This is a genomic window from Pseudomonas sp. G2-4, assembly GCF_030064125.1.
Taxonomy (GTDB): Bacteria; Pseudomonadota; Gammaproteobacteria; order Pseudomonadales; family Pseudomonadaceae; genus Aquipseudomonas.
In genome coordinates this window covers 4,212,719-4,238,422 of the sequence record NZ_CP125957.1, presented here as the reverse complement: position 1 = coordinate 4,238,422, position 25,704 = coordinate 4,212,719, and the positions used below count along the sequence as shown (strand labels likewise).

The window sequence follows — 25,704 nt, the reverse complement described above, 5'->3', positions numbered from 1 at the left end:
AGTCCGCTCTCCGTCAGTGACTGGCCGCCGTGGCGCCCATTTCGTTGACTTGCTGGAAGGTCGAGAAACGTTCGAGGCCGAAAGGTTTGATCAGATCCGGCACCTTGCCGCCGCTGGCCACCAACTCGGCCATGGTCTTGCCGCAGATCGGCGTGGCCTTGAAGCCCCAGGTACCCCAGCCCGCGTCGAGGTAGTAATTCTTCACCGGCGACAAGCCCATGATCGGACTGTAATCCGGGGTCATGTCGGTGATCCCGGCCCATTGGCGCATCAGCTTGGCGTTGGCCAGGAACGGGAACATCTCGATCGCATGGGCTAGCAAGCTTTCCTTGAGGTCCAGCGTCGAGCGGGTGTTGAACAGCGGATAGGGATCGGATCCGCCGCCGAACACCACTTCGCCACGGCTGGTTTGTTGCACGTAGCAGTGCAGGGCGGAGGAGCTCACCAGCGGATCAAGAAACGGCTTGAACGGCTGGGTGACCATCGCTTGTAGCGGGAAGGTCTGGATCGGCGAACGGATCCCGGCCTTGGTCATCAGCAATGAGCTGTGCCCGGCAATCGCTTGCACCGCGCAACCACATTTGATCGTGCCGCGATTGGTTTTCACGGCGATGATCGCCCCGTTCTCGATGATCAGGTCCTGGACTTCGGTGAGCTGATGGATTTCCACACCGCGCTTGGCCGCCTGCTTGGCGTAACCCCAGGCCACGGCGTCGTGGCGCGCGGTGGCGCCGTCGATATGCCACAGGCCGGCGATCACCGGCAAGTGGCCGGGATCGAGGTTGAGGCTGGGTACCAGCTCGCGAATCTGCTGGCGATCAATCATTTCGGTACGGCCGCCGAAGTGTTTGTTCACCTCGGCGCGCTGACGGAACGAACGCACCGTGGCATCGGTGTGGGCCAGGGTCAGTTGGCCGCGCTCGGAATACATGATGTTGAAGTCGAACTCGTTCGAAAGCCCCTGGAACATCCGCACCGATTCGGCATAGAAACGCACGCCTTCGCTGGTCAGGTAGTTGGAGCGGATCACCGCGGTGTTGCGCGCGGTATTGCCGCCGCCCAGGTAGGACTTCTCCAACACCGCGACATTAGTGATGCCATGGTACTTGGCCAGGTAATAAGCGATGGCCAGGCCGTGGCCGCCGGCACCGATGATCACCACGTCATAGCTCGACTTGAGTTCCTTCGGTGGCGGCAAATCCACTTCCACCGGGTACTCCGAACTCAGCCCGTATTTCAATAGATTGAATGGCATAAGGCCTCCGATTGGCTGCGTAGGGCCCGGTGTTGTGCAAGGGCTGCGGTGACAGTGTTTTTCATCAGGAAGGCAATGGTCATCGGGCCGACACCACCGGGCACCGGGGTGATCGCCGCGACGTGTGCCAGGGCGCTGTCGAAGTCGACGTCGCCCACCAGGCGACTGCGGCCATCCTCTTCGATGCGGTTGATGCCGACGTCGATCACCACTGCGCCAGGTTTGAGCCAACTGGCGTCGATCAATCGTGGGCGACCCACGGCGGCGATGACGATGTCTGCCTGGCGGCACAGGGCCTGCGGATCCGGGCTGCGCGAATGCAGGACGGTCACCGAGCAGTCGGCCTGCAGCAACAACGCGGCCATGGGTTTGCCGACGATGTTCGAGCGGCCGATCACCACCGCGTGCTTGCCGCGTAGATCGCCGCAGGTTTGTTCCAGCAGATACAAACAACCACTGGGGGTGCAGGGCGCGAGTACCGTGCGACCCTGGCTGAGACCACCGACGTTCTGACTGTGAAACCCGTCTACATCCTTGTCCGGAGCGATAGCCTCCAGTGCGCGTAATTCGTCGATATGCGAAGGCAGCGGCAGTTGCAGCAGAATGCCGTGGATTGAGCGATCGGTATTCAGTCGGGCGATCAGAATGAGCAACTGTTCAGTGCTGGTGTCCGTGGACAGCCGATGTTCCAGCGAGCGGATACCCACTTCTTCGGCGCGCAGGATCTTGTTTCGCACATAGACCTGGCTGGCAGGGTCGCTGCCCACGAGAATCACCGCCAAGGCCGGTTGAATGTCTTGCTCGCGCAGGCGCTCCACGTCCTCGCGAACCTGCACCAGGACGCGGGCGGCAGTGGCCTTTCCGTCGATCAGTTTGTATGCGTTCACCGGAAGATCACCGTTCTGTCCTGGTTGAGGAAAACCCGGTGCTCCAGGTGATACTTGACCGCCTTGGACAGGGCCACGGTTTCGGTGTCACGGCCGGTGGCAACCAGGTCGTCGGGTAGGTAGACGTGATCGACGCGCTGTACTTCCTGCTCAATGATCGGTCCCTCATCGAGGTCGCTGGTGACGTAATGAGCGGTGGCGCCGATCAGTTTCACACCACGCTGGTAGGCTTGGTGATAAGGCTTGGCTCCTTTGAAGCCGGGTAAGAACGAATGGTGAATGTTGATCGCCCGCCCGGAGAGTTGCTTGCACAGGTCATCAGAGAGGATTTGCATGTAGCGCGCCAATACCACCAGTTCGGTGCCGGTGTCGTCGACGATCTTCATCAGCTCGGTTTCCTGTCGAGCCTTGGTTTCCTTGGTCACCGGCAAGTAGATGAAACGAATGCCTTCGCGTTCAGCCATGGGCCGCAGGTCGAGGTGGTTGGAGACGATGGCGGTGATGGTCATGTCCATCTCGCCTTTGTGGTAGCGATAGAGCAGGTCGGTCAGGCAGTGGTCGAACTTGCTGACCATCAGCAGGACACGCATCGGCTCGCGGGTGTCGTGCAATTCCCAGGTCATGTCGAATGCTTGGGCGACGTCGGCGAAGCCGTCCTTGATCTGTTGGATGTCGCCCTGATGGCTGTCGTTGAAGCGGAACACCGCACGCATGAAAAAACGGCCGCTGAAATCGTCATCGAATTGCGCCATCTCCCCGATGTAGCAACCATTGTCCGCTAGGTAGGTGGTGACGGCAGCGACGATGCCGGACACCGCGGGACAGGTGATCTTGATGATGAAATGGTTTTTTTCGTGTTGCATGACACGTCCTCGGGATGATGGCGGCAGCTCATCGCATAGCGAAAAAAATCATCGACGGACAGCAGGCTCATCCATGAGCGTATTTTCTTGTTGGGAATAAATTATTCCTGGTTGTGGCTTTATAGGGGAATGGTCGCGCCGCGTCCAGAGCTTTCAAGAAAGTTTTTTAACTGACAGGAAAATTCGTGAGGCCGACGCTGGGTCGGCCTCAAGACAGGGCAAAGCAAGGGAAGTGGGGGCGTTATTCTTTGTCGTTGCCGTAATTCATGATCGACAACAGGCGGATCGGCACCTGCACCAGCTGCTCGGGGCCGTGGGGGATTTCGCCTTCGAACGTCAGGCTGTCACCAGCTTCCATTCGGTAAAGCTGATTGCCGTGGCGATAGATCAGCTCACCTTCCAGCAAGTGGAGGAATTCGGTGCCGGGGTGGGAGAAGGTCGGAAACTCTTCACTCGCATCATCCATGCTGACCATATAGGCCTCAAAACTTTTCTTCGGCCCACGAGTGTGATTGAGCAGATGATAGGTATGACCCTTCTCGGTGCCTCGTCGAACCACTTCCATCCCCTGATCAGCCTTGACCAGCAACGCACTACCGTCTTGCTGGTCGTATTCGCTGAACAGCTTCGACAGTGGCAGGCCGAGCACGTCGCACAGACGGCTCAAGGTGTCGAGGCTGGTGGACACCTGGGCATTTTCGATTTTGCTCAGCATGCCCTGGCTGATATCGGCAATCTTGGCCACGTCAGATAATTTCAGATCCTGAGCCTGGCGCTGGCGCTTGATCTGCAATCCCAGGTATTGCTCAAGCTTGAGGCGCGGGGCGGTTTCGGTCGACATAGTCATCAGGTCCTGCACACTTTCCGTTCAGTAATATTTGTTTCGCACTGAGAAAGTGCAAATGGCACTGCTTGGCGCCTTGCCTGTGGGCAGTATTCTCACAGGGAAAAGAATATTCCCATATATACAGCACAAAAGCGCCTGTCACGGCGTTTCTGCGTTCACTCGCGAATCTGGCAAGGGCTTTGCATTCCTATTGGGAAAATAACTTTCTTTTTAGGAATAAAAAGACGGTCAAGGCCCATTCAAGATGTTTTGCCTTTCGCGAGGAGTGACGAGCAATGTTGCCAGCAGAAACCCAGCGCATCATCGACAAGCACGGGATCAAATACGTACTTGCGCAATTTGTGGATATACACGGTGCGGCCAAGACCAAGTCGGTGCCAATCTGTGGGCTCAAGACCGTGGCTGAAGAGGGAGCAGGTTTTGCCGGGTTTGCGATCAGCGGCATGGGCATGGAACCCCACGGCCCTGACTTCATGGCTCGCGGCGACTTGTCCACCCTGACCCCGGTGCCCTGGCAGCCGGGTTACGGGCGGGTAGTGTGCGTTGGCCACGTCGACGGTAAGCCGCATCCGTATGACAGCCGTTATGTGCTGGGGCAGCAAGTGCAACGCCTGGCGGAAAAGGGCTGGACCCTCAACACCGGTCTGGAACCGGAGTTCAACCTGATGCGCCGCGATGAGAGCGGCAAGCTGCAACTGGTCGACCCCAGCGACAACCTGGACAAGCCTTGCTACGACTATAAAGGCCTGTCGCGTTCCCGGGTGTTTCTCGAGCGCCTGACCGAGGCCTTGCAGGCGGTGGATTTCGAGGTCTATCAAATCGACCACGAGGACGCCAACGGCCAGTTCGAGATCAACTACACCTACAGCGACGCCATGACCTCGGCGGATCGTTTCACCTTCTTCCGCATGGCTGCCGGCGAGATCGCCAATGACCTGGGCATGATCTGCTCGTTCATGCCCAAGCCCGACCCGAAGCGCGCCGGTAATGGCATGCACTTTCACCTGTCGATCAGCAGCGCCGACAATAAAAACCTGTTCCATGACGCCAGTGATCCGAGCGGCATGGGGCTGTCGAAAATGGCCTATCACTTCGCCGCGGGTCTGCTTGCCCACGGTCCGGCGCTGTGTGCCTTCGCCGCGCCGACGGTCAACTCCTACAAGCGTCTGGTGGTGGGTAATTCGTTGTCCGGTGCGACCTGGGCGCCAGCCTTTATCGCCTTCGGCGCCAACAACCGTTCGGCCATGGTGAGGGTGCCTTACGGGCGCCTCGAATTCCGTCTGCCGGACGCTGGTTGCAACCCCTATCTGGTCAGCGCCGCGATCATCGCCGCCGGCCTGGATGGCATCGATCGGCAGCTGGAAATCGACCACGTCTGCAATGAAAACCTCTACAGCCTGAGCCTGGAGCAGATCGCCGCGCGGGGCATCAAGACCCTGCCGCAATCGCTCAAGGAAGCCTGCGACGCGCTCGAAGCCGACCCGCTGTTCGCCGAGATGCTCGGTCCGCAGATCGTAGACGAGTTCATCAAGCTCAAGCGTATGGAATGGGTGGAATACAGCCGCCACGTCTCCGACTGGGAGATCCAGCGCTACACCGAATTTTTCTGACTGTGTGTTTTGACAACCATTCGGGCACGCGGCGCGGCGTCGGGTGTTCAGTGCCTTCGAAGGAGACTTGATATGTGTGGAATCGTAGGTCTTTACCTGAAAAATCCGCAGCTGGAATCCCAGCTCGGCAAGCTGTTTGAACCGATGTTGCAGGCCATGACCGATCGTGGCCCGGACAGTGCCGGCTTCGCCATTTATGGCGATGAAGTGGCGGACGGCTGGGTCAAGCTGACCCTGCAGGCGACCACCGAAGGCTTCGACTGGAAAACCCTGATGGGTGAACTGGAAGGGCGCCTTGGCTGTTCGCTGGATTGGTTCCAGAACGCCAGTGCCGCAGTGCTCAAGATCCATGCCGAAGAGGCGCCGGTACGTCTGGCCCTCGCCGAACTGGCCCCGAGCGTGCGCATCATGAGTGCTGGCCAGAGCATCGAGATCCTCAAGGGCATGGGCTTGCCCGAGGAAATTTCCCAGCGTTTTGGCTTGGCCAGTATGAAGGGCAGCCACATCATCGGCCACACGCGGATGGCCACCGAAAGCGCGGTGACCATGGAGGGCAGCCACCCGTTTTCTACCGGCGCCGACCTGTGCCTGGTGCACAACGGCTCGCTGTCCAACCACTTCCGCCTGCGTCAGGAACTCAAGCGCGAAGGCATTCACTTCGAGACCGACAACGACACCGAGGTGGCCGCCGGCTATCTGACCTGGCGCCTGCAGCAAGGCGACTCGCTGAAAGAGGCGCTGGATCATTCGCTGGAGGATCTCGACGGTTTCTTCACCTTCGCCATCGGCACCCGCAACGGTTTTGCGGTGATCCGCGATCCGATCGCCTGCAAGCCGGCGATCCTCGCCGAGACCGACGACTACGTCGCCATGGCTTCGGAATATCAGGCGCTGTCGAGCCTGCCGGGCATTGAACACGCCAGGGTCTGGGAGCCGGCACCGGCCACTATGTACATCTGGGAACGCGAGTCAGCTTAAGGAGCGCACATATGAAAACTATCGATCTTTCCACTGCCACCGTGCGAGACCTCAATCAGGCGCTGCATGACCAGGTCAATAACGTGACCGATCACGAGTGGCTGGTGACTCATTCCAACGGCAAGCACAACCTCGCGGTCGGGGTGAACGAAGCCGTCTCCATCGATATCCAGGGCCACGCCGGTTACTACTGCGCCGGCATGAATCAAAAGGCCTCGATCACCGTCCACGGCAACGTTGGTGTCGGTTGCGCCGAGAACATGATGTCCGGCTACGTCCGGGTCAAAGGCAGCGCCTCCCAAGCGGCCGGTGCCACGGCCCATGGCGGGTTACTGGTGATTGAAGGCGACGCCGGGGCGCGTTGCGGGATTTCCATGAAGGGCATCGACATCGTGGTCGGCGGCAGCATCGGCCACATGAGCTGCTTCATGGGCCAGGCCGGGCGCCTGGTGGTCTGTGGTGATGCCGGCGATGCGCTGGGCGATTCGTTGTACGAAACCCACATCTACGTGAAGGGTACCGTCGAGTCCCTCGGCTCGGACTGCATCGAAAAAGAGATGCGCGCCGAGCACCTGGAAGAGCTGCAAGGGCTGCTCAACCGCGCTGGTTTCGAGCATAAGGCGGCTGACTTCAAGCGTTACGGTTCGGCCCGTCAGTTGTACAACTTCAAAGTCGATAACGCGTCCGCGTACTGATCCGCGCGAGGAGAACAGATATGAGCGACCCGATTAACCAAAAAGCAGCCACTCCAGTGCTGCGCGAGTCAGCCACCTTCGACCGCCTGACCATCCAGGAAATCCAACGTGCCGCCGAGACGGGCATCTACGATATTCGCGGCGGCGGTACCAAGCGCAAACTGCCGCACTTCGATGATTTGTTGCTGCTCGGTGCCAGCGTTTCGCGTTACCCGCTGGAGGGCTATCGGGAGAAATGCGGCACCGATGTGATCCTCGGCAACCGCTTTGCCAAGAAGCCGATCCACCTGAAAATTCCGGTGACCATCGCCGGCATGAGTTTCGGCGCCTTGTCGGCCAATGCCAAGGAAGCCCTCGGCCGTGGCGCGACCATCGCGGGCACCAGCACCACCACCGGTGACGGCGGCATGACCCCGGAGGAACGCGGCCAGTCGCAGCATTTGGTTTATCAGTACTTGCCGTCGCGCTACGGCATGAACCCGGACGACCTGCGCAAGGCTGACGCCATCGAAATCGTCCTGGGGCAGGGCGCCAAACCCGGTGGCGGCGGTATGTTGCTGGGCATGAAGGTCACCGAGCGTGTGGCCGGCATGCGCACCTTGCCGATCGGTGTCGACCAGCGCAGCGCCTGCCGTCACCCGGACTGGACCGGCCCGGATGACCTGGCGATCAAGATTGCCGAACTGCGGGAAATTACTGACTGGGAAAAACCGATCTACGTGAAGATCGGCGCCAGCCGGCCGTATTACGACGTCAAGTTGGCCGTGAAGGCCGGGGCGGATGTGATTGTGCTCGATGGCATGCAAGGCGGGACGGCGGCGACCCAGGAAGTCTTTATCGAACACGTGGGGATTCCGATTTTGTCGGCCATTCCTCAGGCGGTACAGGCTTTGCAGGAGATGGGCATGCACCGCAAGGTTCAGTTGATCGTTTCCGGAGGGATTCGCAACGGTGCCGATGTCGCCAAGGCGATGGCGCTGGGGGCGGATGCAGTGGCAATCGGCACCGCGGCGCTGATCGCGTTGGGCGATAACCATCCACGCCTGGACGAGGAACTGAAGAAAATCGGCTCGGCCGCCGGTTTCTACGATGACTGGCAGAACGGCCGCGACCCGGCGGGTATCACCACCCAGGATCCGGAACTGTCCAAGCGACTGGATCCGGTGGAGGGTGGCCGCCGCTTGGCCAACTACCTGCGCGTCCTGGTGCTGGAAGCGCAGACGATGGCCCGGGCTTGCGGCAAGTCGCATCTGCACAACCTCGATCCCGAGGATTTGGTCGCACTGACGGTGGAGTCGGCCGCCATGGCCCGGGTGCCGCTGGCGGGGACCAACTGGGTTCCGGGCTCCGGTACCGGTTACTGACAAAAAACGGTGGGGGCGAGCTTGTTCGCGATGAAGGTGGCACAGTCAAAACCGACGCAAGCTGACCCACCGCTATCGCGAGCAAGCTCGCTCCCACAAGGGATTTGTGGCGTGCGCAATGTAAGTGAACGCCCCGAAAAATTGTGGGAGCGAGCTTGCTCGCGATGAGGGTGGCACAGTCAAAACCGACGCAAGCTGACTCACCGCTATCGCGAGCAAGCTCGCTCCGACAAGTCCTGTTCATGGCATTTATATTCGAGAGGCCGAAAAGGCCCGTATCTCATTCTTTATTGCTCGCTGCCCGACACCCACCTTTCTTCGCAGGAGCTTTGAACATGGTCAATCGTCTTCTCGGCAAATCCCTTCTTGGCTTACTGGCGTCCAGCGCGCTCGCGCCGCTCGCCCAGGCAGCCGACGCCCCCACTTTGAACACCGGCAGCACCGCCTGGATGGTTACTGCCGCGGTGCTGGTGCTGTTTATGTGTCTACCGGGTCTCGCCTTGTTTTACGGCGGTCTGGTGCGGGCGAAAAACATGCTTTCGCTGTTCACCCAGTGCTTCGGCATCGCCGGCCTGGTCGGCGTGCTGTGGGTGATCTATGGCTACAGCATGGTGGTCGACAGCACCGGCATGATTGAGGGGCAGGTGACGTTCAACAGTTTCGTCGGCGGTTTGAACCGGGCTTTTCTGGTGGGCATGACCCCGGAGAGCCTGGTGGGGGATATTCCAGAGGGCGTGTTCGTGACCTTCCAGATGACCTTCGCGATCATCACCCCAGCGCTGATTGCCGGTGCATTCGCCGAACGCATGAAGTTCTCGGCAGCGCTGTGGTTCATGGCGCTGTGGTTTACCCTGGTTTATGCGCCCGTCGCCCATATGGTCTGGGGTGGTTCGGGCGCTTTGATGCATAACTGGGGCGTTCTCGATTTTGCCGGTGGCACTGCGGTGCATATCAATGCCGGCGTCGCTGCATTGGCGGCGTGCCTGATTCTCGGCAAGCGCAAGGGCTATCAGAACACGCCGATGCCCGCCCACAACCTGAGCCTGACCATGGCCGGCGCGGCAATGCTCTGGGTAGGCTGGTTCGGCTTCAATATCGGTTCCGGCGGCGGTCTCAATGGCACTTCGGGCATTGTCATGCTCAATACGCAACTGGGTGCCTGTGCCGGGGTTCTCGGCTGGATGTTCACCGAGTGGTTCAAGGTCGGCAAGCCGAGTGCTTTGGGCCTGGCCAGCGGTGCTTTGGCCGGTTTGGTCGGCATTACTCCGGCGTGTGCGTATGTGGGCGTAGGCGGCGCGTTGGCCATCGGTCTGCTGTGCGGGGTGTTCTGCTACTTGAGCGTCACGGTGCTGAAACGCCGCTTCGGCTATGACGACAGCCTCGACGTGTTCGGCTTGCACGGCATCGGCGGAATGATTGGCGCGGTGTTGACCGGCGTGTTCTGCGTGCCGTCCCTGGGCGGGTTGGTGGAAGGCGTGAGCATGGGCGCTCAGGTCGTGGCGCAGATCAAGGGCGTGTTGCTGACGACGGTGTACTGCTTCGCCATCAGTTGGATCATTCTCAAGGTCATCAACGCGGTGATCGGCTTGCGCGCCGATGAGTCGGTGGAGGAGATGGGACTGGACCTGGCCGAGCACAATGAGCGCGCCTACAACCACTAATCGTTACTGTTCAACGACACGGCCCACCTTCGAGTGGGCCGTTTTCGTGGTGCTCAAATCTCAGCCAGGTGGCTGGCAGATTTCTCCTCACGGGCCTGAGCGGCACGCTGCAATTGACTGGCGATCAGGGTGTTCTTCAGCAGATACGCAATGGTCATTGGCCCCACACCTCCCGGAACCGGCGTGATCGCACGGGCGACGGTGCGCGCACTGGCGTAGTCGACATCGCCCACCAGATGGCTGCCGGATTCGTCAGTAATACGATTGATCCCGACATCGATCACCACCGCTCCAGGCTTGAGCCAACTGGCATCGATCAGCCCAGGACGGCCCACTGCCGCGACGACGATATCGGCCAGTCGACACAACGCCGGGGCATCGACGCTGCGTGAGTGCACCACGCTGACCGAACAGTGAGCCTGCAACAGCAAGGTCGCCATGGGTTTGCCGACGATGTTCGAACGCCCGACGACCACGGCGTGCAAGCCGCTCACATCACCACAGGTTTCGTGCAGCAGGCGCATGCAGCCGCTGGGCGTGCAGGGTGTCAGGACTTCGATGCCTTGCACCAGGCCGCCGACGTTTTCGCGATGAAAACCGTCCACGTCCTTGATCGGATCAATGGCATGGATCACCGCTCCTTCGTCGACATGGACCGGCAATGGCAGCTGCACCAGGATGCCGTTCACCGTGGCATCGGCATTGAGCTGCGCAATCAGTTCCAATATTTGCACCTGGCTGGCGGTTTCCGGCAGACGGTATTCAAGGGAGCGGATCCCGACGTCCTTGGCCCGCAGCAGTTTGTTGCGCACGTAGACCTCGCTGGCCGGGTCTGCACCGACGAGTAGCACGGCCAAGGCGGGGTAAATCTGCTGTGCGGCCAGGAGCAGAACCTCTTCTCGAACTTCGTCGAGAACCTGGGCAGAGATGGCTTTGCCGTCGATAACGCGGGCAAGTGCAGGGATGGTGCTGGTCAAAAGAGTCACCGTCGTTTGATTGATAGGGGCGCGAAGTGATCATCGAGGCGTCGTTGCGCCCCGATGATCCATCAGAGACCTGCTGGCAAGGGCGCTCAGGCTACCAGTTGATGGCAACCGTACACCACCAGCACACCCGCGATCAGCGTGGCATAAGGCAACCAGCCGGCGCGTTTTTGACCGGCATCGTCCTGAATGTACAGGTCACTGAGCACCGCGTCCGGGAAGCGCCCCTTGTCCTGCACATAGTGGCGGTAGCAGAACACCGGCAGGATCAACAGCGCCAGCAGCAGGCCGGTCATCAGGGTTCCCGCGCCCCAGATATCGGCGCCCAGACCCATGCATGCCAGGTTGACGAAACTCAGTACGCCACCGGCTGCCAGGAGCACGGTAGGGGCCTTGTAGGGGCGGATCCAGTCGGGACGATCCAGGCGATGGATCCAGCCAGCGTTGAGGTTGAGGAAGTTGAAGATAATGTAGCTGACGTTGGACGCGGCGAGCACGAAGACATAGTCGGACATCAGCAACAGCAGCAGGTTGAACGACAGGTCGGTCCACATCGCGGCGGTGGGCGCGCCGTGTTCATTGGTGCGGCCCAGGTACTTCGGCAGCCAGCCATCCACCGACGCTTGGTATAAGGTGCGCGACGAGCCGGACATCGAAGTCATGATCGCCAGCAGGGTGGCCAGGACCAGCATGATCAGCACGATGTTGGCGACCAGTTTGCCGCCGCCGATGCTGTCCGCCATCACCTGGCCGACGCCCATGCCGCTGTAGATCGCGGGTGACAGCAAACCGCTGTAGACCGCTGGTGTGACCACCGCGCCGCTGGCATCGAGCACCGCCGGGGTCACCAGTTGCCCGAGTCCCAGACTGCCTTGAAACGCTAGGGGCACCAGGGTGAACACCAGAATGCACAGCAGGCCGGCGTAAAAAATGGCCTTGAAGGTGTCGCGCTTGGGGTCCTTGAATTCGCGGGTGTAGCACACTGCGGTTTCGAAACCGTAAGTGGACCATGCGGCCATGAACAGACCGCCGGCCATCAACGACCAACCGGACATGTCCCAAGGCCCGTCGATCACTTGCCCGGCCGAGTCATGGGCAAGCGGGTACAGGGGCAGGAAGTTGGCTTGGGTCGAATCCCCGGTGAACAACGGCACCACACCCACCAACAACAGAGGAATCAGCGAGGTCACGCCAAGCACCAGAGTCAGGCGTGCCGAGCGCAAGATACCGCCATGCTGCACGGCGAACACGGTCAGTAAAATCAACAGGCCGATGGCGAACGTTGCGTTGATCCGCAGTGAAAGGCCGCTCTTGACCCAGCCCAGGTCAAGCAGGGTCAGTTGCCAGGTGTTGATCAGCGCATCAGCAGGGAACAAGGCGGTGAGGATGTAACCGGCCGCCAGCCCTGAACCGATCGACAGCACCGGCGACCAGGCCAGCCAGTTGCACCACACCGAAACCGGTGCGATCAGCTTGCTGTAACGCACCCAGGCGACTGCACCATAGACCGAGGCGCCACCGGATTTGTGTGGGAACAGCCCGGCGATTTCAGCGTAGGTGAAGGCTTGGATAAACCCGAACAGGATCGATACGATCCAGACGATCCAGGCCGGTTTGCCCACCGTGGCGGCAATCGCGCCGATAGAGAACAGCACCAACGCGGGCACGCCACTGGCAACCCAGAAAGCCCCGCGCCAATCGATCTTGCGGTGCAGGCTGCCCACTGAGCTGGCGGCCTGCGGTACGGCCTCGAACGTAGTCGCTTCCATCTTCGTATTCCCATGTCTGAGTAGCGTGGTAGTGGGGCAGTCAAAGTCGGGTGGCGCACAGGCTCGTGTGATCGATCAACTGCGTACCCGGCTCTTGTCCGGGTCGTAGAAAATCGCTGCGGTGACCGTGGCGCTGATGCGCTTCTGAAGGCCATCGACTTTGCCGATCTCAAGCGTCGTGCCGACGTCGGCGCAGGCCACGTCGACCCGGCACAGCGCGATATTGCTGGCCAGCAGCGGCGAGCGGCAGGCACTGGTGATGACCCCGACCTGGGCTCGGCCGCGGTACACCGGGTCGCCGTGGTGGGCGCCTTCATTGCCACTCAGTTGCAGACCCACCAGCTTGTGAGCGGGGCAGGCGCTGCGCCGCAACAGCGCATCCCGGCCGATGAAATCGTCGGTTTTGCTTTTCAGCGGCACGGAAAAGCCGATACCGGCCTCGAACGGATCGGTCTGGTCGCTGAACTCGTAGCCGGCGAAAATCAGCCCGGCTTCGATGCGCAGCATGTCCAACGCTTCCAGGCCCAGTGGCACCAGGCCCAAGGGTTGGCCCAGTTGCCAGATCCGGTCCCAGACCTGCTCGGCATCCTCGGGCTGGCACCAGACTTCGTAACCCAACTCGCCGGTGTAGCCGGTGCGCGAGATCATCAGCGGACAGCCGTCGTAACCGTCCAGGCGGCCCACCAGGAAACGGAACCAGCCCAGGGTTTCCAGGCTCGGTTGGGTCGGTGGGGTCCAGACCATCTGTTTGAGTAGTTCACGGCTCATCGGGCCCTGGACCGCCAGGTTGTGAATCTGCTCGCTGGCGGATTTGACCCAGACCTTCATGCCGAGCTTTTGCGCCTGTTCGCGTAGCCAGACCCCGGCGTAATCCTCGCCGCAGATCCAGCGGAAATTGTCCGGGCCCAGGCGCAGCAGGGTGCCGTCGTCGAGCATGCCGCCGTGCTCGTGGCACATCGCCGAGTACACCACTTGGCCCACCGCCAGGCGCCGCACATCCCGGGTCAGGCAGTACTGCAGCAGGGCTTCGGCGTCGGGGCCGATGATTTCGAATTTGCGCAGGGCGGTCAGGTCCATCACCGCGACGCGTTCGCGACAGCCGAGGTATTCCTCGATGGCGCCATAGCCGTCGTAGCGCAGCGGCAGCCACCAATTGCGGTAGTCGGTAAAGCTGCCGGTCAAGGCGCTGGTGCGTGAGTGGAACGCGGACTCACGGGTGAGAATCGGGTCGGCATCGGCCGTGGTTCGAGTGCTCATGGCGATGGAAAAACGCTCCTTTTCGCTATAGATGCGGATCTGGATATCGGTCGGGTTCCAGCCGTTGGCCGGGTCGATGTCGTCCGGGCACGAGGTGCTGCCACACAGCAGATCGGTCATGGCCCGCAGCAGCACGTAATCGCCGGGACGCGACCAGGGCTCGTCCAGCGTCATCTGCTGGTGGGCGTCGATCCCGGTATTGAAAAAGAAATTGATCGCCGGCCAGCCATTGCAGGCCTTGACCCCATGGGGCGCGAGCACTCGGTTGAGGTTGTCGCTGCAGTTGTCGTGCCCGAAGTAGCCATGGCTCTCGTAGTAGCGCGCGGCGCAGGCCAGGGCGAAGGAATCGTGGCGGCCGACGGTGTCACGCACCACCTCCAGCATCGGCTGCATCTGCCGGTCGAAAAACTTCGAGAACATCCCCGGTGCCGGGTAGGCGCTGCCGTTCAGGGTGCGGGTCACGGTCTGGTCCAGGTCCAGTTCCTGGCCGCGATCGAGAGCCCACCGGTCCAGAGCGACGAAATCCGAGCACTGGCGGCCGGCGACGTCCAGCACCTGCACGTACTGCCCTTTGCCGACGGTGTAACTGTGGGCGGTGCCGGCGCTAATGGTGAACTCGTCAATTAATTCACCCAACGGTTCTGGCAACGCGGGGAGTAGCAGGGGCGAGGGATTGGCCCGTGTCACCCATGACCTGAGTTCGCTAGGCCGATATTGCCGGTCAACGGCGGTCGGTCCGGCGGGCGCCGCGATGATCACCAGTAGCTCATCGCTGGCGACGAAGCGGCGGCTGAAGCCGGCGGGGCTGTCCTCGTCCCAGAGTGACGCGGCGCTGGGCAGATGTTGCGGATCAATCCCGCGTCGGCTCAACGCCTGGTTGATACGCCGAGCCTGCAAGGTCGGTTCGGCGAGCCGTGCGCCGATAAATCCGCAGGCCGTCGAACCGCTCAGTGCCCAGGCTGCCAAGGCGCTGCGACCGAGCCTATCCACGGCCAGCAATTGGCAAGGTTGCCGACCTTCGAGATCGATCACTTGCAGGCTGTCGCCGGGCTGTAGCGCGACAAGGGTCAGGCCGCCAGCGGCCACCCGATAGCGCTCCAGGGCCGGTGCCCGGGCAAAGAGTCCGGGCTCCCGCGGGCTGGAAACACGAGGTGCGTTCATGGTGAGGCTCCCGGGTCAACCGATCGACTTGACGGACATCGGCGGTTCAGCGAGGTACGCCGCCATGGAGTCGTCAAGGGCATGCAGCCAAGGCGTGTGGTGGGGGGGCGACTGGGTGCCAGTCATCAGCGATCGGTAGGACTTGTCGCGGTAACCCATGATGTTGTGGGCCTTGTCGTGCTTCCAGTGCAGGAAGGTGTCGTTGACCGCGGCGATATCGAAGTTCGGATAGTCGGTGGCGTCCACCAGTTGTTGGATATAGGCGCCCTGGTATTCGAACATCTGCTGATTGGTTTCAAGCTGCTGTTCACGGGCATGCCATTGCTGACTATCGGCGGCCCTTTGTGCCTGGTCGGGTAGGGCGATGCGTTGCAGGATCACGTCTCGGGCGTACCAGGCCTGGGCGTCGAACATGTTGAACGAGTACCACTGGTCCTGCATGCCGAGGTAGATCAGCTGCGGGTTGGGCTCCCAGAAGATGCCCTTGTACAGGTTCATCGGCCATAGCCGGTTGTCGGTCTTGAGGCGCAGTTCGTCCGGTAGGAAGGGGAAGTGATGTTTGTAGCCGGTGCACAGGATCACCGCATCGATGTGCTTGTGGGTGCCGTCGATAAAGTACGCGCGGTTTTTTTCCAGGCGCTGTAACAGCGGTTTTTCTTCCCAGTTGGCCGGCCAGTCATAGCCCATGGGTGCGGTGCGGTAGCAACTGGTGATGCTGCGGGCGCCATATTTGTAGCACTGGGAGCCGATGTCTTCGGCAGAATAGCTGCTGCCGACGATCAGCAGATCCTTGCCCTTGAACTCCAGCGCATCGCGGAAATCATGGGCGTGCAGGATGCGCCCGCCGAACTGCTCGAATCCGGGGAAGTACGGCATCATCGGCGTCGAAAAGTGCCCGCAGGCGTTGATCACATAGTCGAACTCTTCCGAGGTCTGGGTATCGCTGCCGTGGTCCTGGGCGACCACCGTGAAGCGGCGAGTCTCTTCGTCAAAGGTGACCTGGCGCACCACGTTGTTGAAACGGATGTAGTCGCGAACCCCGGCTTTTTCTACGCGGCCCTTGATGTAGTCCCAGAGCACCTCCCGTGGCGGATAGGAGCCGATGGGGCGGCCAAAATGTTCTTCGAAGGTGTAGTCGGCGAACTCCAGGCATTCCTTCGGGCCGTTCGACCACAAGTAGCGGTACATGCTGCCGTGCACCGGTTCGCCGTTTTCATCCAGACCGGTGCGCCAGGTGTAATTCCACATGCCGCCCCAGTCGTGCTGTTTTTCATAGCAGACCAGTTCCGGGATGGGCGTTCCCTGGTCCCTGGCCGATTGAAATGCCCGCAGTTGAGCCATGCCGCAAGGGCCGGCGCCGATGATTGCTACGCGTGTGGTCATGGTCGTTTCTCGTGGCTGTGATTCGAAAAAGGGTTCGCTCAGCGAAAAATCACCGTCTTGTCCTGGTTGATGAATACCCGGTGTTCCAGGTGGTATTTCAGGGCTTTGGAAAGGGCGACGGTTTCGGTGTCGCGACCGATGGCAACGAGTGAATCGGGCAGGTGGGTGTGGTCGACGCGCTGGATTTCCTGCTCGATGATGGGCCCCTCGTCGAGGTCGCTGGTGACGTAGTGGGCGGTGGCGCCGATCAACTTCACGCCACGGTCGTAGGCCTGGTGATACGGCTTGGCGCCCTTGAAACCGGGCAGGAACGAGTGATGGATGTTGATGGCCCGGCCGGACAGCTGCTGGCACAGGCCGTCGGACAGAATCTGCATGTAGCGGGCGAGCACCACCAGATCGGTCTGAGTGTCCTCGACGATGCGCATCAACTCGGCTTCCTGGCTGGCCTTGCTGTCCTTGGTGATCGGCAGGTAGATGAAGCGAATGCCTTCGCGTTCGGCCATGGCTCGCAGGTCCAGATGGTTGGAGACCACTGCGGTGATGTGCATGTCCATCTCGCCTTTGCGGTGGCGGTACAGCAGGTCAGTCAGGCAGTGGTCGAACTTGCTGACCATCAGCAGCACCCGGGTTGGTTGACTGCTGCAGAACAGCTGCCACTGCATGTCGAAGCCGCCGGCCAGGTCGCCCAAACCCTCGCGTAGAGCGCCGACATCGCCGGTCACGCCAGAGTTGAAACGAAACACCGCGCGCATGAAAAACTGCCCCGTGAACTCGTCGTCGAATTGCGCCAGCTCGCTGATGTAGCACTGCTGTCCGGCCAGGCAGGTGGTGATCGCGGCAACGATGCCGGACGCTGCCGGGCAATTGATCTTGAGAATGTAATGTTCGTTAGAGGTGTCCATCGAGGGTCCCTTGGATAAAGTGTTGGAGGCTCAGCCCTTGGCCGTGCGCTTGGTTTTTTCCGGGTCGTCGAAGGGCAGGGCGTGGGTCACCGCAGCGCTTTCCTGGCTGCCGCGCACCTGCAGGGCAATGCCTGGATTCGAGCAGGCAACGCTCATCCGGGCGATGGCCATGGAGCGCTTGCTCAGGCGCGAATACATGCCGCAGGTGATCACCCCGACTTGCTGGTTGCCCTGCCACAAGGTGTCGCCGGCCTCCGCGGCTCGGACACCTTCGAGCAACACGCCGGTGATTTTGAAGCGCTCTTGGCCGCGCAACCGAAAGTGCTCTTCGGCGCCTCGGAATTCGCGCTTGTCCGGGGAGACGGTGAAATCCAGGCCCATTTCCCACAGGGTGTCGCCAGCCTTCTGATCGGCGAAGGGGTACATCTGCGAGTTGTCGTAGGGGAAAAACATCAGCGAGCTTTCCACCCGCAACCAGTCCAGGGCGGTAAAGGCGCAAGGGATGATGCCCAGGCCCGCGCCTTGTTCGAGGATCGTGTCCCACAGCGCCGGGGCATCGGCGGCCTTGCAGAAGATCTCGTAGCCGCGCTCGCCGGTGTAACCGGTGCGAGAAATCATCACCGGGCGATCGAACAGGCGGGTTTGCAGGTGATGGAAATAGGGCAGCTGACGGATTCCGGGGACGTGCTCGGCGAGAAAATCCACCGCCAGCGGCCCTTGCAGTGACAGATCGTGCAAGTCGTCATCGAACAGCACCGCCACCTGGCGACCCTGAGATGAACGCACCAGCATTTCGTGGCCACTGCCGGCACCATGGACCACCATGAAAGCGTTGGGGCCGGTGCGATAGACGATGCAGTCATCGACGAATTTTCCGTCCTCGTCGAGCATCGAGGCATACACCGACTTGCCGGGGTAGAGCTTGGCGATGTCGCGGGTGGTGGCCCACTGCAACAGGCTCTCGGCGTGGGGGCCGACGTAGTGGACTTTTTTCAGCCCGGACACGTCCATCAGCCCGGCCCGGGTGCGGATCGCCTGATGGTGATCGGCCAGGTCGCTGTCGTAGGTCCAGGCAGTGCCCATGCCGTTCCAGTCTTCCAGGTTCGAGCCGAGTGCGCGGTGCCGTTCGGCCAGCGCGGAAATACGCCATGAGTGAGTCATGTGAAGATCCTTGTCGGGAAAAGTAGGTGAGGGGTCAGGCTTGCGGGTCGAAGCGGCTCAGCCACTCCACCAGGGTCTGTCGATAACGACTCATGCCCTTGTAGTCGGCGATCGGCTCGGGCAGGTCGCGCAGCACACGGTGCAGGCGGCAGCCCCAGCCGGGCTGGGTGACCAGTTCCTGCATGCTGATCAGGTAGGTGCGGATGCTGAACATCACCGCGTTACTGCGCGGCAGACGGGTCATCACTTGCAACTCGACCCGCAGGTGAACCTGTTGCCCGACGTTTTCGGCGCTGATGCGGCCACGGTCGGCGCCCCATTCATGGAAAGTCTCGGGGGAGGAGTCCAGGCGCGGATTGATCGTCAGTGTCCAGTTCAGGCGCCGCACCGGCTGGCCCGTTTGCAAGTTGAGCAGGTACTTCAGCGCGCGGTCGAAAATGCCCATCTGATGGGCCATGGGTACCGGCGAATGCCACTGCTTGAAACTCATGCCGGCGTCGAAGGCCAGGGACCAGTCGGCCGGGCTGGTGACCAGGCCAGCGTCCATGTACAGATCGCCGTCGCGTTGATCGAGGAGGGCGAAATCCCCCTGTACCTGTCGGCCAATGAACTCCAACGGTTCGCAGGGCAGGCTGGTGGCATCACCGAACACAAAGTGCTGTTCGATGTTCAGCAGCGTGTTGCGCCAATGCCAGCGATCATTGTCACGTTCTAGGGTGAACCACTGCGGATAGTCGGCGGCCAGGTGCTCCATGAGCATCTGCAGCGCGTCCCAGGCCGCCACTTGCATGTGCGGCATTACCAGGTAGCGGCGCGGATCCTTGTCCAGTACCAGGGCGCGTTCGGCCATTTCCGAACGGTAGTGTTCGTCGATGTCGAACCCGTGCTGGTAGATCGAGCCTGGATCCCGCGAAATCGCCGGTTCGATGTTCACCGAGTACAGGTAGCTGTCCTCGGTGAAGGGGAAGGGAAAACGGCGGATGGCCGCGGGGCTGTTGCGAAAACTGAAGTCGTCTCGGTAACTCTGCAGGGGGCTTGATTGAATGGTCATGGTCGACTCCTAAAGATCCAGCGAAACGCAAGGGCCGCAGCCGCGGGAGACACAGGGCATGAGAAAGTCAGCCTGCTCGGCGGGGCTCAGGAAACTGTCGCGGTGTTCGATGTCGCCGGCCACATGGCGGGTCATGCATTGGCCACAGACTCCGCCACGGCACAGATTGGGGATCTGCAGTCCGGCGGACTCCAGGGCTTCGAGCAGGCTTTGTTCGGCGCCGACGCGTAAGCGCTGGCCGCTGCGCAGCAGTACCAGGTCGAAGGGTTGGCCCGGTTGTGCGGCATTGAAGGCTTCCCAGTGCACCCGGCCGGGCGGCCAGCCAAGGGCCCTGGCCTGTTGCCGAACCGCATCGAGCAAAGGTTGCGGACCGCAGGTGTAAACGTGGCTGCCCAGCGGTCGATCACGCAAGATCCGGCTCAGGTCCGGCCGGCTGGGGTAGGTGTGCAGACGTGATCCCAGCCGCTGTTGCAACGCCTCGACATAGGCATCGCTCTGGCCTGGACGACAGAGGTAGTGCAATTCGAAGTGAGCCTGGCGTTGTTCAAGGGCCGCGATGTAGGCCATGAACGGCGTGATGCCGATGCCTCCGGCGATCAGAATGTGCAGGCTGGCGGTCGAGTGCAGGGCGAACAGATTGGCCGGTGCCGAAATCTGCAGCCTGTCCCCGACCTGGACTTGCCGATGCAGGTAGCGCGAGCCGCCGCGGGAGGTCTCCTGCAGGCGTACGGCGATGCGGTAATGCTGGTTGTCCGCCGGGTCGCTGGTCAGTGAATAGGCATTGCGCACCTTGCCCTCGGCCAGGGGCAGGTGCACCTGCACATGACTGCCAGGGGAGAAAACCGGTAATGGCTCGGCGCAGGCTTGCAGGGTGAATTCGCGCACCACTGGGGTAAGCATTCTCGCCGCGCTGACTCGCACTTCGATTGCGGCGCTCATGACCGGCCTGCGGCGTAAGGCTGGTCGGGGTTGGTGCAGACGCCCAGATACGCCCCGAGGCGGCGGGAAAAATGTTCGCGGACTTCCAGCGCTACGTCGCAAGCGATGCAGGCCAGCAGCGGCGCTGGCCCGGTGGCCTGAGTCAGGCCGCAGTGCACGCAGTACACCAGGCGCGCACCGGCAATCGTGCGGGTGATGTCGATCTCGTCATCCTCCAGCCCGGCACAGCGGGCTTCGCCATGGATGCGCCAGATAAAGGCCTCGTCGCCCATGATGTAGAGATGACTGCCGACGGTGGCGCTGGCCAGCACCTGATGCAGGCGCTGGGAAAAGTCGGCGTTCTCGCCATTCAGCACCAAGGGCTGTTCCAGTTCCCCGACAAAGGGCGCGCAGGCAGCCGCCGACTGCATGACCACGATGTGCCGGGTGACGCTTTCACGAGGCAGCGGCTGGCGATAGCGCGGGAGGCTGTGAAGTCGGTCCGGGGCGGCGCTTTGTCTATCCGTCATGTGGGCTTTCCTGGCGTTGAACTGGGAATTTGTTTCCTGTTGGGGAAGATACTTTCCTATGGGGAAAATCTTCTCAATCCGGAAAAAGGGCTATGTCTTTGGAGATAAGCCCTGCGCAACGCTTGTTCGGGGCATGGAAGTTGCTGCTCTTTACTCATGGCTGAGCAACCGGACGGGGGGTTATCGAGAGTGCGAACACGACCGCAGTGGTGGCCGCTCTGGTTGGGGCGTATCCGCCCCGAGCAGGCGCGCAGCGTGCGCAAACTGCTGGCCGGATTGCCCTTGTGTCAGGTGCACGCTGACGGTGCCTTGTCGGGTTTTCTGGACCGTTTCGAAGCGCTGCTGCCGACCTGCAGACTGAATCTGATCCTGGACGGCGAAGATCTGGGGCCGGCACGGCGCGGATTGCTCGAGGGCTGTCAGGACGTTGCGCGTTGCCCTTGGCGTAACTCGACACTGCCGGATGCGGCTCAGGCTTGTGACCCTTGCCGGCAACGGGGCGTACATCGGCTCCTGTGTGCCTTGCCGCACAGCGATGATTCGAGCAAAGGGGTGTTGTTGCTCGATACCCCAAATCCGGTCCACGCAAGCTGGCGCCAGTTGGTGGAGGAGGCGGCGCAGGCGGTCTGCGTCACCGTGCGCTTGCGCGGCTACACCCGTGAGCAACAGCGCAAACAGGCTACATCCCGGCACGGCGCCCTGGCCCGTGAGCTGCATGATTCGGTGGCTCAGCAGTTGGGCTACCTGTCGTTCCAGGCGCGTTCGCTGCAGTCGCAGTTGGGTGAGCCTGCGCAGGCCAGCGCCGTATTGCAGGAACTGTGCGGCGGCTTGAGTCAGCTGCAACGTCAGGTGCGCGAGCTGATCACCAGCGCTCGTCTGACCATGGACGGGCGCTCGCTGCGCCAGGCCCTGGCTGACTCTATCGCCGAGTTTTCGCGACGCTGCATCATCGTTTTTGAACTGGACAATCGCCTGGCTGATGACGCTTTGAGCCCGGAAACCGAATTACAGATTCTGCAGATCATTCGCGAGGCACTGGCCAATGCGGTACGCCATTCCCATGCGCGGCATGTGCGCATCGAGTTGCGGCAGAACCAAGACGGTGATGCTTCTGTTTCGGTGGAGGATGATGGCATCGGACTGAGCCCTGCCTCAGGGGAGGAAAACCATTTCGGCCTGGCGATTATCCGCGAGCGCGCCGCGAGCATCGGCGCCCGACTGACCATTGAGGCGATCCGCCCGCACGGAGTCCGCGTACACCTTGGACTTCGCCGTCACCAAGACCTGCCACAGGGGAGTTTCGATGGACTGCACGACCTTATTACTGATCGATGATCACCCGTTGTTTCGCAAAGGACTGGCACAGCTGTTCGGTGCCAGCGACGACTTCGAAGTGGTGGGGCAGGCCGCCAGTGGCCGCGAAGGCATCAACCTGGCCGTGAGCCTGGCACCGCAGCAGGTTTTGCTTGATCTGCACATGCCCGGTTTGAGCGGTTTGCAAGTGCTCGACGAACTGCGTCAGTTACGCCTCGACTGCCAGGTGGTGGTGCTCACCGCATCGATGGATCGCGCCGAACTGTTGACCGCCCTGCGCCTGGGAGCCAGTGGCTATGTGCTCAAGGAAACCGAGCCTGATGCGTTGTTGGACTACATGCGCAATTGCCACAAGGGTGCGATTGTTCTGGATTCAACCCTGATTGCGCTGCTGGCCGATCAGGGCGAGTCGATGACCCGGCCTGCGCACGATTCGGACCCGCTCGACGCCGGCAACCTGACCGAGCGCGAGGGACAGACCCTGGCCCTGATCGCCGCTGGCATGAGCAATAAACAGATCGGCCGGGAGCTGGGGATCAGCGATGGTACGGTCAAAATCTATGTGAGGAATCTGTTGCAGAAGCTCAGCCTGCACTCGCGCCTGGAGCTGGCGGCGTGGGTGCACAACGCGGCGTCGGTGAGACACGAGGAGCGTCATTAGATGATGGAGCGACCAGAGGCTTTTGTGCAGACACTGCCCTTGCACCTGATGGATCGCTTTCCGGCGGCCCTGCTCGAACTGCGCGATGACGGTCAGATCGCCCACTTCAACCTGGCCTGGGTCGAACTGATGGACCTGCCAGGCACGGAACGCAACCTCATCGACTATGTGCACCAAGAAGACCGTTCGTTGTGGCGTCAGGCCCTGCATGAACTGCGTCGACGCCCCGAAACCTCCTTCAACCAGCGGTTGCGGTTTGTCCACCCTTCGGGGGAGCTGCGCTGGTTCGACGTCAGCCTGAAGCGCGGGCCTCAGGGTTTTTATCTGGTGGCCGGCGACATCACTGCGCACAAGCGGCGTGAAATTGCCTTGCAGGCCAGCCAGCGTAGCAGCATGAGCTTGCTCGACAGCATGCCGGGGCTGATCTATCGCGGCCGCAACAACCGCGACTGGACTATGGAGTTCGTCAGTGCCGGTTGCCTGCAACTGACCGGATATCCACCGGAGCGGCTGTTGGACAACCATGAATTCACCTATAACAGCCTGATCCTGGCGCAGGATGCCGATTACGTCTGGCGCGAGGTGCAATATGCCTTGTCACGGCAGGAGCCGTTCGAACTCAATTACCGGATTCGTTGCGCTGATCAGTCGATCAAGCATGTCTGGGAAAAGGGCGTCGGGATCTATGCCGACACGCGTGAAGTGCTGGGTATCGAGGGGGCGATTTTCGAGCGCAGAATGGATCGGCGAGGACGCTGAATACACCGTTGCGCGAGGGAATAACGCCGGGAATCGCACCCGGCGTGATCATGGGAATCGACCCTGCACGTCAGTCAGCCCCCCGGTTTCGTCTCCGAGGTGCAGGGTGGTGGACTCAGCGGAACGCCGGGACCACGTGTTTGATGAACAGCTCCAGGGATTTTTTCTTCTCCGCGTGGGGTAGGCTGTTATCGCACCAGAAACTGAACTCATCCACGCCCAGTTCCTGGTAGTACTTGATCCGCTCGATGATTTCCTGCGGCGTGCCAATCATGGTGTTCTTGCGGATGTTCTCCAGTTGAAACTCCGGACGCTCGGCGAACTTTTCTTCCGGGCTTGGCGCCAGGAAGCCGTTGACCGGCACCTGCTTGTTGCCGAACCAGGCATCGAAGGTGCGGTAGAACCTGGAAATCGCCAGGGCACCAACCTTCCAGCCTTCGGGGTCGTCCACGGCATGCACGTGGGTGTGGCGCAGCACCATCAATTGCGGGCGTGGCACATCAGGGTTGTTGTCCAGGGCCGCCTGGAACTTGTTTTTCAGGTCGAGGACTTCTTCATCGCCTTTCATCAGCGGCGTGACCATCACGTTGCAGCCATTGGCGACGGCGAAATTGTGCGAGTCCGGGTCGCGGGCGGCGATCCACATCGGTGGGTGAGGTTTGCGGATCGGCTTGGGCACGCTGGTGGACGTGGGGAATTTCCAGATCTCACCGTCATGGGCGTAGTCGCCTTGCCACAGGGCGCGCACCACCGGGACCATTTCCCGCAGCGCCTGGCCACCGGAGGAGGCCGGCATGCCACCGGCCATGCGGTCGAACTCTACCTGATAGGCGCCACGGGCCAGACCGACTTCCATGCGCCCGTTGCTGATCACGTCCAGCAGCGCGCATTCGCCGGCCACCCGCAGCGGGTGCCAGAACGGCGCGATGATGGTGCCGGCGCCCAGGTGAATCGTGGTGGTCTTGCCGGCCAGGTACGCCAGCAGCGGCATCGGGCTTGGCGAGATGGTGTATTCCATGGCGTGGTGCTCGCCGATCCACACGGTGCTGAAACCACCGGCCTCGGCCATCAGGGTCAGCTCGCTCAGGTCTTCGAACAACTGGCGATGGCTGACACTTTCGTCCCAACGCTCCATGTGTACAAACAGGGAAAATTTCATGGTGCTTTCTCTTGTTGTTGACGATCGGTTCAGGCGAGGACGGGCAGGGCGCCCATCTTGCCGTGGCAATAAACCAGCGGCCCCGGTGTGTGTTGCGGCACGATCAGATTCTTCACGGCACCGACCATGATCGCGTGGTCGCCGCCTTCGTATTCACGCCACAGTTCGCATTCGATGATGGCGGTGGCATTGCTCAGCAACGGGTTACCCAACTCGCTCAGGGTCCATTCGATGCCCTGGGCCTTGTCCTTGCCTTTGCGGGCGAACGCGTAGGCTTCGTTCTGCTGCCCACCGGAGAGCACGTGGATGGCGAAGTGCTTGTTCTTGATCAGCACCGGGTAGGAATCGGAGCTGTAGTTGGGGCAGAACAGCACCAGGGCCGGGTCCATCGACAAAGAACTGAAGGCGCTGGCGGTGAGGCCAACGATTTGCCCATCGTCATCGAGCGTGGTGATGACCGTTACCCCGGACGGGAACGAGCCCATGACTTGTTTGTAAACGGCGGCGTCGATCATTGGCCAATCCTCGGGTAT

At 61.3% G+C, this 25,704-nt stretch carries 23 protein-coding genes; 8 read left to right on the top strand and 15 right to left on the bottom strand.

What is annotated here, in order from left to right; genetic code table 11:
- Nucleotides 1-13: 13 nt before the first annotated feature.
- The 4 genes from QNH97_RS18330 to QNH97_RS18315 form a co-directional block, all read right to left on the bottom strand.
- Nucleotides 14-1,255, bottom strand: coding sequence for an FAD-dependent oxidoreductase (locus QNH97_RS18330; RefSeq protein WP_283553275.1), 1,242 nt, complete (start codon nt 1,253-1,255; stop codon nt 14-16).
- Nucleotides 1,237-2,142: a bifunctional methylenetetrahydrofolate dehydrogenase/methenyltetrahydrofolate cyclohydrolase FolD gene (gene folD / locus QNH97_RS18325; protein ID WP_283553274.1), complete on the bottom strand. Its 906-nt coding sequence runs from the start codon at nt 2,140-2,142 to the stop codon at nt 1,237-1,239. The genes QNH97_RS18330 and folD overlap by 19 nt, the downstream gene beginning before the upstream one ends.
- On the bottom strand, nt 2,139-3,005 hold the full coding sequence (gene purU / locus QNH97_RS18320; protein ID WP_060742977.1) for a formyltetrahydrofolate deformylase: 867 nt from the start codon (nt 3,003-3,005) through the stop codon (nt 2,139-2,141). Before purU (QNH97_RS18320) ends, folD begins: the two co-directional genes overlap by 4 nt.
- Before the next feature lie 241 nt (nt 3,006-3,246).
- Complete coding sequence (locus QNH97_RS18315; protein WP_003200568.1) at nt 3,247-3,846, bottom strand: helix-turn-helix domain-containing protein; 600 nt, start codon at nt 3,844-3,846, stop codon at nt 3,247-3,249.
- A 281-nt stretch (nt 3,847-4,127) separates the two neighbouring features.
- Between QNH97_RS18315 and glnT the strand changes: the two genes are divergently transcribed.
- The 5 genes from glnT to QNH97_RS18290 all read left to right on the top strand — a co-directional run bounded on the left by glnT (nt 4,128) and on the right by QNH97_RS18290 (nt 10,160).
- A complete protein-coding gene (gene glnT / locus QNH97_RS18310) occupies nt 4,128-5,462 on the top strand; it encodes a type III glutamate--ammonia ligase (protein WP_283553273.1) in 1,335 nt (444 codons plus the stop codon).
- Nucleotides 5,463-5,534: 72 nt separating this feature from the next.
- Nucleotides 5,535-6,440: a class II glutamine amidotransferase gene (locus QNH97_RS18305; RefSeq protein ID WP_283553272.1), complete on the top strand. Its 906-nt coding sequence runs from the start codon at nt 5,535-5,537 to the stop codon at nt 6,438-6,440.
- A gap of 11 nt (nt 6,441-6,451) precedes the next feature.
- Complete coding sequence (locus tag QNH97_RS18300; RefSeq protein ID WP_060742974.1) at nt 6,452-7,135, top strand: GltB/FmdC/FwdC-like GXGXG domain-containing protein; 684 nt, start codon at nt 6,452-6,454, stop codon at nt 7,133-7,135.
- A 20-nt stretch (nt 7,136-7,155) separates the two neighbouring features.
- Complete coding sequence (locus tag QNH97_RS18295) at nt 7,156-8,499, top strand: FMN-binding glutamate synthase family protein (RefSeq protein WP_060742973.1); 1,344 nt, start codon at nt 7,156-7,158, stop codon at nt 8,497-8,499.
- Nucleotides 8,500-8,834: 335 nt separating this feature from the next.
- Nucleotides 8,835-10,160, top strand: coding sequence for an ammonium transporter (locus tag QNH97_RS18290; protein WP_283553271.1), 1,326 nt, complete (start codon nt 8,835-8,837; stop codon nt 10,158-10,160).
- A 53-nt stretch (nt 10,161-10,213) separates the two neighbouring features.
- On the opposite strand, the gene QNH97_RS18285 is transcribed toward QNH97_RS18290, so the two are convergent.
- The 9 genes from QNH97_RS18285 to QNH97_RS18245 form a co-directional block, all read right to left on the bottom strand.
- Entirely contained in the window at nt 10,214-11,146 is a 933-nt protein-coding gene (locus QNH97_RS18285; RefSeq protein ID WP_502944394.1) for a bifunctional 5,10-methylenetetrahydrofolate dehydrogenase/5,10-methenyltetrahydrofolate cyclohydrolase, read from the bottom strand.
- 86 nt (nt 11,147-11,232) lie between these two features.
- Nucleotides 11,233-12,912 carry an APC family permease gene (locus QNH97_RS18280; protein ID WP_283553269.1) on the bottom strand — a complete coding sequence of 560 codons (1,680 nt, stop codon included), beginning with the start codon at nt 12,910-12,912 and terminating at the stop codon, nt 11,233-11,235.
- 75 nt (nt 12,913-12,987) lie between these two features.
- A complete protein-coding gene (locus QNH97_RS18275) occupies nt 12,988-15,330 on the bottom strand; it encodes a trimethylamine N-oxide demethylase (protein WP_283553268.1) in 2,343 nt (780 codons plus the stop codon).
- 15 nt (nt 15,331-15,345) lie between these two features.
- Nucleotides 15,346-16,713 (bottom strand): trimethylamine monooxygenase, encoded by a 1,368-nt coding sequence (locus tag QNH97_RS18270; protein ID WP_283553267.1) that lies wholly within the window; start codon nt 16,711-16,713, stop codon nt 15,346-15,348.
- Nucleotides 16,714-16,751: 38 nt separating this feature from the next.
- Entirely contained in the window at nt 16,752-17,618 is an 867-nt protein-coding gene (gene purU / locus QNH97_RS18265; RefSeq protein WP_283553266.1) for a formyltetrahydrofolate deformylase, read from the bottom strand.
- A gap of 30 nt (nt 17,619-17,648) precedes the next feature.
- The gene (locus QNH97_RS18260; protein ID WP_123413392.1) at nt 17,649-18,779 is read right to left on the bottom strand and encodes an aminomethyl transferase family protein; all 1,131 of its coding nucleotides are present in this window, start codon (nt 18,777-18,779) and stop codon (nt 17,649-17,651) included.
- A gap of 34 nt (nt 18,780-18,813) precedes the next feature.
- Nucleotides 18,814-19,830: a heme-dependent oxidative N-demethylase family protein gene (locus QNH97_RS18255; RefSeq protein WP_283553265.1), complete on the bottom strand. Its 1,017-nt coding sequence runs from the start codon at nt 19,828-19,830 to the stop codon at nt 18,814-18,816.
- Nucleotides 19,831-19,839: 9 nt separating this feature from the next.
- Nucleotides 19,840-20,769 (bottom strand): PDR/VanB family oxidoreductase, encoded by a 930-nt coding sequence (locus QNH97_RS18250; RefSeq protein WP_283553264.1) that lies wholly within the window; start codon nt 20,767-20,769, stop codon nt 19,840-19,842.
- Entirely contained in the window at nt 20,766-21,278 is a 513-nt protein-coding gene (locus tag QNH97_RS18245; RefSeq protein WP_283553263.1) for a dimethylamine monooxygenase subunit DmmA family protein, read from the bottom strand. Before QNH97_RS18245 ends, QNH97_RS18250 begins: the two co-directional genes overlap by 4 nt.
- Nucleotides 21,279-21,467: 189 nt before the next feature.
- Here QNH97_RS18245 and QNH97_RS18240 point away from each other — a divergent pair, with 189 nt between their 5' ends.
- Genes QNH97_RS18240 through QNH97_RS18230 form a run of 3 tightly spaced genes read left to right on the top strand, consistent with a single transcriptional unit; the run spans nt 21,468 to nt 24,012 of the window.
- Complete coding sequence (locus QNH97_RS18240) at nt 21,468-22,613, top strand: ATP-binding protein (RefSeq protein WP_502944393.1); 1,146 nt, start codon at nt 21,468-21,470, stop codon at nt 22,611-22,613.
- The gene (locus QNH97_RS18235; protein WP_283553262.1) at nt 22,582-23,253 is read left to right on the top strand and encodes a response regulator; all 672 of its coding nucleotides are present in this window, start codon (nt 22,582-22,584) and stop codon (nt 23,251-23,253) included. Before QNH97_RS18240 ends, QNH97_RS18235 begins: the two co-directional genes overlap by 32 nt.
- Nucleotides 23,254-24,012, top strand: coding sequence for a PAS domain-containing protein (locus tag QNH97_RS18230; protein WP_283553261.1), 759 nt, complete (start codon nt 23,254-23,256; stop codon nt 24,010-24,012).
- Nucleotides 24,013-24,127: 115 nt separating this feature from the next.
- Here the strand turns inward: QNH97_RS18230 and QNH97_RS18225 are convergent, their stop codons facing one another.
- Together QNH97_RS18225 and QNH97_RS18220 are read right to left on the bottom strand one after the other, a co-directional pair.
- Nucleotides 24,128-25,171, bottom strand: coding sequence for an LLM class flavin-dependent oxidoreductase (locus QNH97_RS18225; protein WP_123413399.1), 1,044 nt, complete (start codon nt 25,169-25,171; stop codon nt 24,128-24,130).
- 29 nt (nt 25,172-25,200) lie between these two features.
- Nucleotides 25,201-25,686 carry a flavin reductase family protein gene (locus QNH97_RS18220; protein WP_123344299.1) on the bottom strand — a complete coding sequence of 162 codons (486 nt, stop codon included), beginning with the start codon at nt 25,684-25,686 and terminating at the stop codon, nt 25,201-25,203.
- Nucleotides 25,687-25,704 lie beyond the last annotated feature (18 nt).